The following is a 12,996-nucleotide window of genomic DNA, read 5'->3' on the forward strand; positions in this document are numbered from 1 at the left end:
GGCCCGGACAGCTGTGGGGCTGCCGGGCCCGCCTGCCCGTGGGGACGGGTGGTCATGAGGTGGTGCCGCGTGGACCGACGTCAGCTCTTGGGCTGCGTCAGGTCGTAGAAGGTGGCGCTCCCGACGGTCACCTCCTCGTAGTTCTTCTCGACCCAGGACGAGATCTTCGAGGACGTGCCGCTGTCGCCGCCGCCCATCCCCATCCCGCCGCCGATGAAGTAGTGGATCTTCCCGTCGGCCACGTACTTCTTGAACTGGGCCAGGGTCGGCGACGGGTCGCTGCCGTTGAAGCCGCCGACGGCCATCACCGGGTCCTCGGTGGCGAGCTGGTAGCTGGCGGAGTTCTGCGAGCCGATGGCCGCCGCGACCCAGGTGTAGTCGTCGGCGTTCTTCTCCAGCAGCTTCTTCGCCGCGTCGGAGACCGTGGCGCCGTTGAGCAGGCCGCCCATGCCGCCGCCTCCGCCGCCCGGACCGCCTTCGCCCATGGAGCCCGGCATCTGGCCGAAGTTCTGGCGGGTGCCGCCGTTCTGGCCGTTGGTGCCCTGGCCGTTGGTGCCCTGGCCGGGCATCTGCCCTGCCGTGCCGTTCGGAGGCGTACCGGTGGGAGGCGTACCGCCGGGTCCCTGGCCGTTCTGGCCGTTGCCCTGGGTGCCGTTGCCCTGACCGCCGTTGCCCTGGCCGCCGGTCATGCCGCCCGGGGGCTGCATGCCGCCACCGCCCGGGCCACCGCCGCCGGGTCCGCCGCCCATCGTGCTGGCGCCGGAGGGGCCGGCCGTCACGATGGAACCCTCATGTCCGGTGTTCAGCGTGCTCACCGTGTACGCGGCCGGGCCGGCCAGCGACGCGACGATCGCGACCACCGCCACCACGAGCCCGAGCGGCTGGCCCACCCGGCCCGCGAACACCAGCCACACGGCGCTGATCAGGCCGAAGAGCAGTACCGCCCAGCGCAGCCACGGCAGGTAGTCCGGGGTGCGGCCGAGGAGCACGTACGCCCAGAGAGCCGTGGTGGCGACGGTGCCACCGAGCACCGCACTCGCCCACCAGGCGGCCCGCTCCTCCCAGAGCGCGACGGCGCCGATGCCGACGAGCGCCGCGAGGTAGGGGGCGAGGGCCACCGTGTAGTACTGGTGGAAGATGCCGGCCATGAAGCTGAAGACCACCGCGGTCATCAGCAGCGAGCCGCCCCACGCGAGGAACGCGGCCCGGCGCGCGTCGGTGCGCGGCGCCCTGCGGGTGAGCCAGAGCCCGGCCACGAGGAGGATCAGCGCGGCGGGCAGCAGCCATGAGATCTGGCTGCCGATCTCGGAGTTGAACATGCGGGCGATGCCGGTCTCGCCCCAGCCGCCGCCCTGTCCGCCGCCACCGCCGCCGCCCACGCTGCCGGTCTCGTCGCCACTGATGCGGCCGAGTCCGTTGTAGCCGAAGGTCAGTTCCAGGAACGAGTTGTTCTGCGAGCCGCCGATGTACGGGCGGGACGAGGCGGGCCACAGCTCGACGATCGCCACCCACCAGCCGCCCGCGACGACCATCGTCACGGCGGAGAGGGCGAGTTGGCCGAAGCGCTTCCGTACGGGCACCGGCGCGAGCACCGCGTAGAGCACGGCCAGCGGCGGCAGGATCAGGAACGCCTGGAGGGTCTTCGCCAGGAAGGCGAGCCCGACCGCGACACCCGCCCACACCAGCCACGTGGTGCGGCCGTTCTCCACCGCGCGGAGCACGCAGTACACGGTGACGGTCATCAGCAGCGCGAGGAGCGCGTCCGGGTTGTTGAAGCGGAACATCAGCGCGGCAACCGGGGTCAGCGCGAACGCGCCCACCGTGAGGAGACCCGCCGCCGCGCTGAAGCGGCGGCGCACCGCCGCGTACAGCACCCCGGCGGTGGCGACGCCCATCAGCACCTCGGGCAGCAGGATCGCCCAGGAGCCGAGGCCGAAGATCCGCACCGAGATCGCCATCGGCCAGAGGGCGGCCGGCGGCTTGTCGACGGTGATCGCGTTGGCCGCGTCCGAGGAGCCGAAGAAGAAGGCCTTCCAGCTCTCGCTGCCGGCCTGGACGGCCGCGGAGTAGAAGGAGTTGGCGTAACCGGAGGCGCTGAGGTTCCAGAGGTAGGCGAGCGTGACCACCAGCAGCAGGCCGAGGAAGGTGGGCCGCGCCCAGGACGGGTCCTCGGGCCGGCCGCGCCAGAGCCGTCCGGCCCGGCCGGTCCCGGCGGAGGGAGCCGCCCGGTGGGATGCCCCCGGGACAGCGGGCGGCGCCGGGGGCGGCGGCGCGGGGTACGCGTCGGGGTGGAGGGAGGCGGTCATCGGGCGTTCCTCAGTTCGTCGTCGGCGTACGGGACGGTGCCGGGGGCCGTGATCGGAGCCGTACGGGAGCCCCCGAAGGGGTCGGCGTGCGGGCCGGCACCGAAGGCGTCGAAGGGGGCCGGGGGTTCGGCGGGGCGCACGGTGGGCCGGCCGTCGACGGCGGCGGTCGGCGCGGGGGCGGCGTCGGGGGCGGCGTCGGGGGCGGGGGCGGCGGCGTCGAAGGCGGCAGCGTCGGGCGCGGGGGCTTCGGGGGCGGGCCGGTCGCCGCGCCGCTCCGGGAAGACCCAGGCGCGCAGCAGCAGGAAGCGCAGCACGGTCGCCGCCAGGTTGGCCGCGATCAGCACGGCGACCTCCGTGCCGTGCGAGGTGGACGGGGCCGTGGTGCCCAGTGCGGCGAGCGAACCGCTGGTGAGCGCGAGGCCGATGGCGAAGACCACGAGGCCCTGCGCCTGGTGGCGGACCGCGCCGCCCCGGCCGCGTACCCCGAAGGTGAGGCGCCGGTTCGCCGCCGTGTTGGCGACGGCGGAGACCAACAAGGCTGCGGCGTTGGCGAGTTGCGGGCCGACGCCCAGCCGGAAGAGCGAGTAGAGCGCGAGGTAGACGGCGGTCGACAGCGCCCCGACCACGCAGAAGCCGACCAGCTGCCGGGCCAGGCCCCGCGGTACGCCGGGCACCGTACGGTCCCGGGGGTCGTCGCCGAACGGCCGGGCCAGCCGGTCGAGCGGTAGCGCGCCGACCGCCAGCGCCCGCCCCACCCGCCAGACGCCCTTCAGGTCCTCGGTCGCGGTCTTCACGATGTGCACCGTGGAGTCGGGATCGTCGATCCAGTCAACCGGGACCTCGTGGATGCGCAGCCCGGCCCGCTCGGCGAGCACCAGCATCTCGGTGTCGAAGAACCAGCCGGTGTCCTCGACCATCGGCAGCAGCCGTTCGGCCACCTCGCGCCGGATCGCCTTGAACCCGCACTGCGCGTCGCTGAACCGGGCGGAGAGCGAGGAGCGCAGGATCAGGTTGTAGGAGCGCGACACGAACTCGCGCTTCGACCCGCGCACCACCCGCGCGCTGCGCGCCAGCCGGGACCCGATCGCCAGGTCCGAGTGGCCGGAGATCAGCGGCGCGACCAGCGGCAGCAGCGCGTTCAGGTCGGTCGAGAGGTCGACGTCCATGTAGGCGAGGACCGGCGCGCCGGACCGCGACCACACCGTGCGCAGGGCGCGTCCGCGCCCCTTCTGCTCCAGCCGGTACGAGACCACCTCCGGCAGCAGCGCTTCGAGCCGGGACGCCACCCGCGGGGTGGTGTCGGTGCTCGCGTTGTCCGCGATCGTGATGCGGAAGCGGTAGGGGAAGGTCCGGGTCAGGTGCTCGTGCAGCCGCCGGACACAGGTTTCGAGGTCCTTCTCCTCGTTGTACACGGGCACGACCACGTCGAGTACGAGTACGGGCGCTCCGTGCGCGTCCACCGTCCCGGCCGGGAGATGCTGCCGGGCCGGCAGGGCACTGGTGCCGGCGCTCCAGGGGTTGTCGGTTCGCATGGTCACGACATTCGCGGGCCGCGCTGTCACGACGGTGTGCTGCGGCTGTGGCCGGGCTGTGAGTTCGCAGCTCGACCTGACGCCTTCTCACATGTCGTTCATGAAAGGGGAGTTGAGGTGAACGGAAGATGTCCGGATGCTCCCCGGAACAGCATCCGCACCGGCTCCCGCACGGACTCCCGCGCCGGATCCCACGCCGACTCCCGCGCCTGCCTCCGCGCCCGGTTCCGCGCAGGCCGGCAGCCGGACGGAGAACACCGTCTCGCCGGGCACCGAGCGGACCGCGACCTCCCCGCCGTGCGCGGCCGTAACCGCCTGCACGATGGCGAGCCCCAGCCCGGTGGAACCCGCGTGGCGCGAGCGCGAGGCGTCGCCCCGGGCGAACCGCTCGAAGACGTGCGGCAGCAGCGCGGCCGGGATCCCCGGCCCGTCGTCCCGTACCTCCAGCGTCACCCAGGGCACCCCTGGTGCGGCGGGGCGCACGCAGGCGGTGACGGTGGTGCCGGGCGGGGTGTGGGTACGCGCGTTGCCGAGCAGGTTGACCAGCACCTGGTGGATACGGGTCGCGTCGGCCCGTACCGTCGCCGGGGCGTCCGGCAGCTCCAGCCGCCAGACGTGACCGCCCTCCGCCGAGCGGGCGCGGTCCGCCGCACGGGCGTCGCTCACCGCGTCCACCACGAGTGGCGAGAGGTCGGTGGGCCGGTGGTCGAGCGGGCGGCCCGCGTCGAGCCGGGCCAGCAGCAGCAGGTCCTCCACCATCCCGGTCATCCGCTCGGCCTCGGACTCGATGCGTCCCAGCGCGTGTCGGGTGTCGGGCCCGATGGACTCCCGCCCGCGCCGGGTCAGTTCGGCGTATCCGCGGATCGATGCGAGCGGGGTGCGCAGCTCGTGGCTGGCGTCCGCGACGAACTGGCGGACCCGCGTCTCGCTCTCCTGCCGTACGGCCAGGGCCGAACCGACGTGCCCCAGCATCCGGTTGAGCGCGGCCCCGACCTGTCCGACCTCGGTGCGGGGATCGGCCTCCGCCTCGGGCACCCGGACCAGTGGGGCCACCTCGCCGCTGTGCAGCGGGAGTTCGGAGACGCGTGTCGCGGTCGCGGCGACCCGGCGCAGCGGGCGCAGCGCCACCCCGACCATGGTGGCACCGGCGATTCCTGCGGCGATGAGCCCCGCCCCGGTGACGCACACCTCCACCAGGATGAGCGCGGTGATGTCGCTGCTCACCTCCTCGCTCGGGATGCCGACGAGGAAGGTGACGCCGCCCTTCGCGGAGGCGGACTCGACGCGGTAGGAGCCGAGCCCGGGGAGTTCGACGTCGTGCGTGGCGGAGTCGCCGGCCGCCCCGGAGGACTCCAGCGCCTTGGACTGGGCGGCGGTCAGCGGCGTGGAGCTGGGCATGGTGTCCTTGCCGAGGTCGGCGAGGACCTTCGAGTCGAGGACCGTACCGTCCTCGGCGACGACCGCGCCGACCGTACCGATGGGCTGGCCGCCGTTGCCGATGAAGTCGAGCAGGCTGCCGCCCGGCCCACCGCCGGGTCCCGGTTCACCGGCCCCGGGGCCGAGCCCGGCCCGGACCGCGATGGAGTCCAGCTGGTCGTCGAGCTTCCCGTACATGTAGCTGTGGAAGGCGATCGCGGTCACCGAGCCGATCACCGCCGCGACGACGGCGATGAGCGAGACGGCGGAGACCACGAGCCGGGTCCGCAGCGTCCAGGGCCGGCCGGCCCTCCGGCCGCGGCCGGCGCCGCCGTCGGCTCCGCCGCGGGTGGCCGCCGGACGACCGGCCCGCCTGCTCATCCCCGCTACTCGCCGGGCTTGATGAGATAGCCCGCGCCCCGGCGGGTGTGGATCATCGGCGTGCGGCCCGCGTCGATCTTCTTGCGCAGGTAGGAGATGTACAGCTCGACGACGTTGGCCTGGCCGCCGAAGTCGTAGTTCCACACCCGGTCCAGGATCTGCGCCTTGCTGAGGACCCGGCGGGGGTTGCGCATGAGGAAGCGCAGCAGCTCGAACTCGGTGGCGGTGAGGTGGATCGAGGTCCCGCCCCGGCTCACCTCGTGGCTGTCCTCGTCGAGCAGCAGGTCGCCGACGACGAGCGTGGACTCGCTGCGGGCGCTGGTGTGCGTACCGGAGCGGCGGATCAGCCCGCGCAGCCGCGCCACGACCTCCTCCAGGCTGAACGGCTTGGTGACGTAGTCGTCGCCGCCCGCCGTGAGCCCCGCGATCCGGTCCTCCACCGCGTCCCGGGCGGTCAGGAAGAGCACCGGCACGTCGGCGTGGTCGCGGCGCAGCCTGCTGAGCACCGCCAGCCCGTCCATGTCCGGCAGCATCACGTCGAGCACCACCGCGTCCGGGCGGAAGTCCCGGGCGGTGCGCAGCGCACCGGCGCCGTCCCCGGCGCTCCGCACGTCCCACCCCTCGTACCTCAGGGCCATCGAGAGCAGCTCGGCGAGCGGCGGCTCGTCGTCCACGACCAGCACGCGGACGGGATTGCCGGAGTTGTGGTCGGCCCTGAGCAGTTCGGTACGCCCCTGGGGCGAGGTCGTCGTCATCCCCCCACCCTGTGAGACCGCTCTGAGAGGGAGCTTGCCCGTTTCTGTGAAAAGCCTGAGAAACGAGTCAGGCTCTGGTCATGAAGACACCAAGGCACACCAAGACCGGTCCGCACGGGAGTAGAACCGGTCGGAAAAGACCGTCCCGCCCCCTCAGAAAAGCCCGTCCTGCACCCCGCCGCGCCCCAGGTCCTCGACCGGAACGGTCACCGCAGGACCCCGGCCACCGCCGTCCTCCGCACCGCCGTCCTCCCCGCCGCCTTCACCGGCCGTCGGGCCTCCGGCCGCGGCCCGTACGAGCTCCCAGCCAGTCATCAGCCGGGTGTCGAGCACCACCACCGCGCCGCCGTCCCCGGTCGCCAGGTGCAGATCCGGTCCGGCGGCCGCCACCAGCCGTCCGGCCACCCCACCGCCCGCGACCAGCTCCCGTACCGCCCCGACGCCCGCCCCGCCCGCCAGGTTCGCCAGCCCGAACAGCCCGGCGTGGTCCACCGCCTCGTACGGCAGCCGCTCCAGCGACTCCGGCCAGCCGCGCCCTTCGAGCGCCGCCGCCCGCCCGTACAGCTCCGCCACCTCACCGGTACGTTCCCGGGCCCCCGGCAGCACCCCGCGCACCGCGCGCTTACGGGCGTACGGAATCCGGTCCGGCACCCCGAGCGCGGCGCGCAGCACCTCCTCGGTCCGCCGCGCCGCCATCAGCGGCCCCCGGCCCAGCCAGCTGAAGACCACCGCGCCCTGCTCCCGCAACCGCGCGGCGCCCCGCTCCTCGGCGGTGATCCCGACCTTGACCATCCCGGGCCCGAACCAGGCGAGGTAGACCCGGTACGTACGCGGGTCGTCCGCGATCGTGTCCGCCGCCACCGAGTGCGCCCGGTCCAGCCGCGCGCACTCCGCGCACCGGGCCCCCGTGCTCCGGCCCGGCACGGACGCCCCCAGCGGGCAGGCGTTCCCCCGCGCCCCCACGCAGCTCCGCTCCCCGAGGGCCCGGAACCCGAGGCCGCTCCCGTACGCGAGGACACTCCCGCGCCGGTCCCGGCCGTTCTCCCAGCCCAGCTCCGGGGCGTCCCCGGGCCACCGCAGTCCGGTGCACCGCCAACCCACGTCGAGAACCCCCGAGACCGAGACCGTCACCATCAGCGAGGGATCAACCCTACGGGTGGCGCACCATGGCTTTCCGGCGCGTTCCTCCCGCGTCCTCCCGCCCGCTTTTCCCCGCGCTTGCCATCCCGCCTTTCCTCACGCATGTCCGCCCGCTCGTCATCCCGCCTTTCCTCGCGCATGTCCGCCCGCTTTTCCGCGCCTTCACCGGGCGCCACGACCGGCGGCGGGACTACCATCCTGCCCATGGCACTGACCATGGACGACGTGGACCGGTTCGAAGCCTCCCGCCCGCGCCTGAAAGCCATCGCCTACCGCCTCCTCGGCTCCGCGAGCGACGCCGAGGACGCCGTGCAGGACACCTTCCTGCGCTGGCAGGCCGCTGACATCGGCCGCATCGAGGTCCCCGAGGCCTGGCTGACGAAGGTCCTCACCAACCTCTGCCTCAACCAGCTGACCTCGGCCCGCGCCCGCCGCGAGACCTACGTCGGCCAGTGGCTGCCCGAACCGCTGCTCGCCGGTGACCCGATGCTCGGCCCCGCCGACACCGTGGAGCAGCGCGAGTCCGTCTCGTACGCGGTGCTCGCCCTCATGGAACGCCTCTCGCCCAACGAGCGTGTGGTGTACGTGCTGCGGGAGGCGTTCGACTACCCGCACCGCAGGATCGCGGAGATCCTCGACGTCACCGAGGCCTCCTGCCAGCAGCTCTTCCACCGCGCGAAGCAACACGTCGCGGACGGCAGGTCGCGCGCCGAGATCGACGAGGCCGCCGCCCGGCGGATCGTCCACGAGTTCCTCGCCGCCGCCACGAGCGGCCGGACCGAACCCCTCGTGGCGCTGCTCACCGGCGACGCGATCGCGGTCGGCGACGGCGGCGGCAAGGTCCCGGCCCGCGCCTCGGCGTTCGAGGGCGCCCTCGCGGTCGCGAAGTTCATGCGGGGCCTCTTCAAGCCCGGCCAGGCCAAGCGCAACCTCGTCGGCGGCTCCCCCGGGTTCTACGCCTCGACCGCCAACAACCGGCCCGCCCTGGTGGTGGTCCTCGACGGCCGGGTCATCGGGGTCGTCTGCATGGAGATCACCGCCGAGGGCATCGCCGCGTTCCGCAGCCAGGTCAACCCGGACAAGCTGGTCCGCGCCACCGAGCGGTGGGCGGCCGCCGGCGACCACGGCGAACCCCTGATCCGCCCGTTCTGACCGCACCCACACCATGTGACCTGCTTCACATCGCACCCCTGTCAGGAATCACCGGGCTGCCCGGTTCAAGAGGCGAACCGCGTCGAGAGGCCAACCGCGCGGGACAGGACGCGAGACAGGGAGCCAAGGAAATGAAGGACCACACCGCCCGCAAGCACCGCATCATCGTCCTCGGAGCCGGCTACACCGGTGCCATCGCCGCGGGGCGCCTCGCCAGGCGGCTGCGGAGCGAGGACGTCGACATCACCCTCGTCAACGCCGAGTCCGACTTCGTCGAGCGGGTCCGGCTGCACCAGGTGGCGGTCGGCCAGGAGCTCAGGCCCCGGCCCTTCGCCGAGATGTTCGCCGGCACCGGCGTGGCACTCAGGCTCGGCAGGGTCACCGCCGTCGACGCCGACCGCAGGACCGTCACCGTCGCCGCCCCGGACGCCACCACGACCGAGGAACTGGCGTACGACACCCTCGTGTACGCCCTCGGCAGCGGCTGGAACACCCACGGCGTCCCCGGCACCGCGGAGCACGCCCACGACATCACCGGCCGCCCGGGCGCCCTCCGGCTCCGCGAACGCCTCGCCGCCCTCGGCGCCGGACAGCCCGTGGTCGTCGTCGGTGGCGGCCTCACCGGCGTGGAGGCCGCCACCGAGATCGCCGAGGCCCGCCCCGACCTCGGCGTGACCCTCGCCGTACGCGGTGAACTCGGCGACTGGCTCTCCCCCAAGGGCCGCCGCCACCTGCGGAAGGTGACCGACCGGCTCGGCATCACCGTGCGCGAACACACCACCGTCGGCGAGGTGGCGGCCGACCACGTGGTCACCGCCGACGGCACCGCCTTCCCCGCCGCCGTCACCGTGTGGACCACCGGCTTCGCGGTCCACCCGATCGCGAAGGCCACCACCCTGGAGGTCACCGGCAGCGGCCAGATCGTGGTCGACAGGACCCTGCGCTCGGTCTCGCACCCGGACGTGTACGCCATCGGCGACGCCGCCCTCGCGATGGGCCCCGGTGACAAGCCGCTCCGCATGTCCTGCGCCTCGGGCGTCCCCACCGCATGGCAGGCCGCCGACACCATCGCCGCCCGCCTGACCGGCGACAAGCTCCCCGAGCCTTCGGCCCGCTACTTCAACCAGTGCGTCTCGTTGGGCCGCAAGGAGGGCCTCATCCAGTACGTCACCGCCGACGACCGCGCCGTCAGCGCCGCCCTGACCGGCCGGCTCGCCGCCTTCTACAAGGAGCTCGTCTGCAAGGGCGCCGCCTGGGGCGTCGCCAACCCCACCCTCGGCCTCCCATCGCGGCGCCGGCCGGTGCTCCGCCGAGCCACCGCACCGGTCACGGACGCGACGCCCGTACCGGACGCGCAGCCCGTACCGCCCGTTCCGGCCGAGTCCTGACCCCCGCCGGGCACCGACGGGACGTGGCGCCACGTCCCACCGGCGCCACGGCCCGTCCGCGTCAGGGCCCGTCCGCGTCAAGGCTCTTCGGGAGCCGCTAGAGCCGCTTCAGGTTCCTGTCCAGGATCTCCCGGAGCCGGTCCAGCGAGAAGTCCGGTCCCGGTGGCTCGGGTTCCGGACCCCAGAGCGCGGGCATGATGGCGCGCCGCACCGCGACGAACCGCGGCCCGTCGTTCTCACCGGAAGCAGAGACCGCGGGCGGGTCGCCGAGCAGCGTGGTCGGCTCCGCACCGAGGCCGTTCGCGAACGCGTGCAACGTGGGGAGGCGGGCCGGGTGCGTGCGTCGCTGCTCCAGCTGACGAATGACGTCCACCGACACACTCGACCGCTCGGCCACCTCTTCTTGGGCCAGAGACGCCAGACGGCGCAAGCGGCGCGGGTCCGGCCAAGGTCTTCGGTTGCCACACCGCCACGGTATGCCGCCGCGCCTCTCCGGTAGCCGCGGAGCGGGGAGCCGGCCAAGAGCGGTGGCTCCCCTGAGGGCTGTCCCGTTGTCAGTGCCCCTTGCTAGGTTGCCTGGCGGAGAGAGACCGGCAGAGAACCTTCGAGGTCCGCGGTCAAGGGGGGTGGGCATAAAGGTCCCCGGGATCCACCTCGGGACTATGTTGCAGGCCGTAGATCCCCGCCCCCCCCCTCATCCTCCATGAGGCCAGTAGGCAGCACCTCCGCTGAACGACCGCACCCAAAGATCACCCAGCGCATCCTGCGACACCCGCAGATCGCCGTGCCGATGGGTGTCCACGCGGCGGCGCGCGAGGAAGAGGTACGCGAGGCCATCCAAACTGTCCGACGCGATGGGCGTCATCGGTCATCGGCTGACACGGTTGCTGTACTCCGCTGCTGTACGACAACGCGAGAGGCCCTCAGGATTTCTCCTGAGGGCCTCTGGCCTGTTGTGCACTCGGCAGGATTCGAACCTGCAACCTTCTGATCCGTAGTCAGATGCTCTATCCGTTAAGCTACGAGTGCTTGGCGTTCCGGGCTTTTTTCTTCCCGGTCGGCGTTGCGAGAACAACATTACATGAACCGCGCCGGGACGCGAAATCCATTAGCCAAACCCCCTCTGACCTGCGGAAACGCCTCCAGAGGGTGAATCAGGACCGTTCTGGGCCCCGCACCCGCACCCGCCCTCCCGCCGCTTCGGCGGCCGGAAACCGTCCGAACGGGCCTCCGGAGCGGGGAGTCGCCACGATCCGCGCCCGAGCCCCTCGCGATCACGACCGGGAACGGTCGGCGTCCGGCCATCGAGTGCGGCCGGCGACCTGCGTACGACCTGACGTGAGACCGGCGCCACGGGTACGGCCGGCGACCCGCGCACGGCCGACAGTCCGAGCCCGAGTGGAGCCGCGATCGGAACCGGACCGGACGGCCGGACACGGCCCCACCCCCGCCCCCGGCCGACCACCCCCGAGCCGCTCGCCCCCGGGAACGACCGAAGCCCCGCGCCAGGGGCACGGGGCTTCGGATGGGGCGGAGGCGGAGGGATTTGAACCCTCGATGGGTTTTAAAACCCAAACCGCATTAGCAGTGCGGCGCCATAGACCGGACTAGGCGACGCCTCCAGCACACCTCGCGCAAGCGCGAGTGGTGCGTGCAGATGATGACACAGACGAGTGCGGTGTCACCAATCGCGGCCCACGGTACTAGCCAGGTGGGCGCGAGGGCAAAGGACATACGCCCCCGATTCGGGGAAGGTCCGGCACGCTCGTGTGCCGGGCCGGTGCCCGCCGCCCACTTCCCCTCGTACGCCCCGCCCACTTCCCCGTACTCCCCGTCCGCTTCCCGTCGTACGCCCCCGCCCGCTCCCCCCGTACGCCCGGGCGTGCACTCCTGCTTGCTCCGTGCGGCCCCGTCGGATCGCGCAACGTCGGGGTGGGAGGGACGTTAGGGACACCAGGAAGGGCCGACGTGATCCAGGGACACGAGATGGGTCAGCCGCCGCCCGCCGCCACCCTTGCCCGTGCCCCAGGACCAGGAGTCCCGCAATGCTGCGCCGTCTCGCCCTCACCGCCGTCGTCTCGATCGCCGCGCTCTCCGCCGCCGCCCCCCTCGCCACAGCCGTCGGGCCGCTGCCCGTGCCCATCGAGGGGTCGGGGCCGCTCCCCGTGTCCGAGCAGGCGGGGCCGGCCGTCTCGCCGTCCGGCCCCGCCGGTTCCCCGTACAGCGGGATGCTCCGCCCCGCGCGCAAGGGCGCCGGGCCGGCGGAGGCCCGTGGTCCGCGGGACACGGACGTCCCCGCCCTGCCGGGCCTCGGCAACGGCGATCTGCCGGGGGACACCAACGGTCCCGCCACGACCGGCCCCACCACGCTCCCCGCGCCCGTCACGCTTCCGGCACCCACCTCCGGCGGAGCCAAGGGGGACACCGGAGCCGAGGCCGACGCCACCACCCGGCTCACGGTGACGGTCCAGGACTCCGGGAACACGGACTCCGGCATCTCCGCCGACACCGGCTCCGGCTCCGGCTCCGGCTCCGGCTCCGGCAAGACGGGCTCCGCCGGGAGCCTCGTCCGGGACGGTTCGTACGAGCTGACGTGCGCGCCCGCCGCCGGCACCCGCTCGGGCACGCGGGCCGGGGGCGACCACCCGGAGGCGCAGGCGGCCTGCGACCGGCTCGCGGAGGCGGAGGGGGCGGGCGAGGACCTGTTCCGGCCGGTCGACAAGGACGCCATGTGCACCCAGATGTACGGCGGACCGGCCACCGCCCGGATCACCGGCACCTGGCGCGGACGGCCGGTCGACACGACCGTGAACCGCAAGAACGGCTGCGAGATCGCCCGCTGGAACGCCCTGCGCCCGCTGCTCCCGGCCACCGGCCAGTAACCGGCCCGTAAGTCAGTAACCGGCCCGCACATCGAGCGAGAGCC

At 73.3% G+C, this 12,996-nt stretch carries 8 protein-coding genes, 2 tRNA genes and 1 pseudogene; 3 read left to right on the plus strand and 8 right to left on the minus strand.

The window, feature by feature from the left end; translation table 11 throughout:
• Positions 1 to 80: 80 nt before the first annotated feature.
• From OG599_RS16495 to OG599_RS16515, 5 genes are all read right to left on the minus strand, one after another.
• Complete coding sequence (locus OG599_RS16495; RefSeq protein WP_327176732.1) at positions 81 to 2,306, minus strand: glycosyltransferase family 39 protein; 2,226 nt, start codon at positions 2,304 to 2,306, stop codon at positions 81 to 83.
• Positions 2,303 to 3,838: a bifunctional glycosyltransferase family 2/GtrA family protein gene (locus OG599_RS16500; protein WP_327176733.1), complete on the minus strand. Its 1,536-nt coding sequence runs from the start codon at positions 3,836 to 3,838 to the stop codon at positions 2,303 to 2,305. The genes OG599_RS16495 and OG599_RS16500 overlap by 4 nt, the downstream gene beginning before the upstream one ends.
• Before the next feature lie 87 nt (positions 3,839 to 3,925).
• A complete protein-coding gene (locus OG599_RS16505) occupies positions 3,926 to 5,635 on the minus strand; it encodes a HAMP domain-containing sensor histidine kinase (protein WP_327176734.1) in 1,710 nt (569 codons plus the stop codon).
• Positions 5,636 to 5,640: 5 nt separating this feature from the next.
• A complete protein-coding gene (locus tag OG599_RS16510) occupies positions 5,641 to 6,390 on the minus strand; it encodes a response regulator transcription factor (protein ID WP_327176735.1) in 750 nt (249 codons plus the stop codon).
• A 153-nt stretch (positions 6,391 to 6,543) separates the two neighbouring features.
• Complete coding sequence (locus tag OG599_RS16515) at positions 6,544 to 7,524, minus strand: DUF2797 domain-containing protein (protein ID WP_327176736.1); 981 nt, start codon at positions 7,522 to 7,524, stop codon at positions 6,544 to 6,546.
• A 210-nt stretch (positions 7,525 to 7,734) separates the two neighbouring features.
• Between OG599_RS16515 and sigJ the strand changes: the two genes are divergently transcribed.
• Both sigJ and OG599_RS16525 read left to right on the plus strand, forming a co-directional pair.
• Positions 7,735 to 8,682 (plus strand): RNA polymerase sigma factor SigJ, encoded by a 948-nt coding sequence (sigJ, locus tag OG599_RS16520; protein WP_327176737.1) that lies wholly within the window; start codon positions 7,735 to 7,737, stop codon positions 8,680 to 8,682.
• Positions 8,683 to 8,813: 131 nt separating this feature from the next.
• Positions 8,814 to 10,070, plus strand: coding sequence for an NAD(P)/FAD-dependent oxidoreductase (locus OG599_RS16525; RefSeq protein WP_327176738.1), 1,257 nt, complete (start codon positions 8,814 to 8,816; stop codon positions 10,068 to 10,070).
• A gap of 127 nt (positions 10,071 to 10,197) precedes the next feature.
• Here the strand turns inward: OG599_RS16525 and OG599_RS16530 are convergent.
• From OG599_RS16530 to OG599_RS16540, 3 genes and pseudogenes are all read right to left on the minus strand, one after another.
• Positions 10,198 to 10,535, minus strand: a pseudogene (locus OG599_RS16530) (helix-turn-helix domain-containing protein); the annotation flags it as partial.
• Positions 10,536 to 11,026: 491 nt separating this feature from the next.
• Positions 11,027 to 11,099 (minus strand) — tRNA-Arg (locus tag OG599_RS16535).
• A 502-nt stretch (positions 11,100 to 11,601) separates the two neighbouring features.
• Positions 11,602 to 11,692: transfer RNA gene (locus tag OG599_RS16540), tRNA-Ser, on the minus strand.
• Positions 11,693 to 12,115: 423 nt separating this feature from the next.
• Between OG599_RS16540 and OG599_RS16545 the strand changes: the two genes are divergently transcribed.
• Positions 12,116 to 12,952, plus strand: coding sequence for an SSI family serine proteinase inhibitor (locus tag OG599_RS16545; RefSeq protein WP_442809440.1), 837 nt, complete (start codon positions 12,116 to 12,118; stop codon positions 12,950 to 12,952).
• Positions 12,953 to 12,996: the final 44 nt, after the last annotated feature.

The organism is Streptomyces sp. NBC_01335, from assembly GCF_035953295.1.
Classification (GTDB): domain Bacteria; phylum Actinomycetota; class Actinomycetes; order Streptomycetales; family Streptomycetaceae; genus Streptomyces.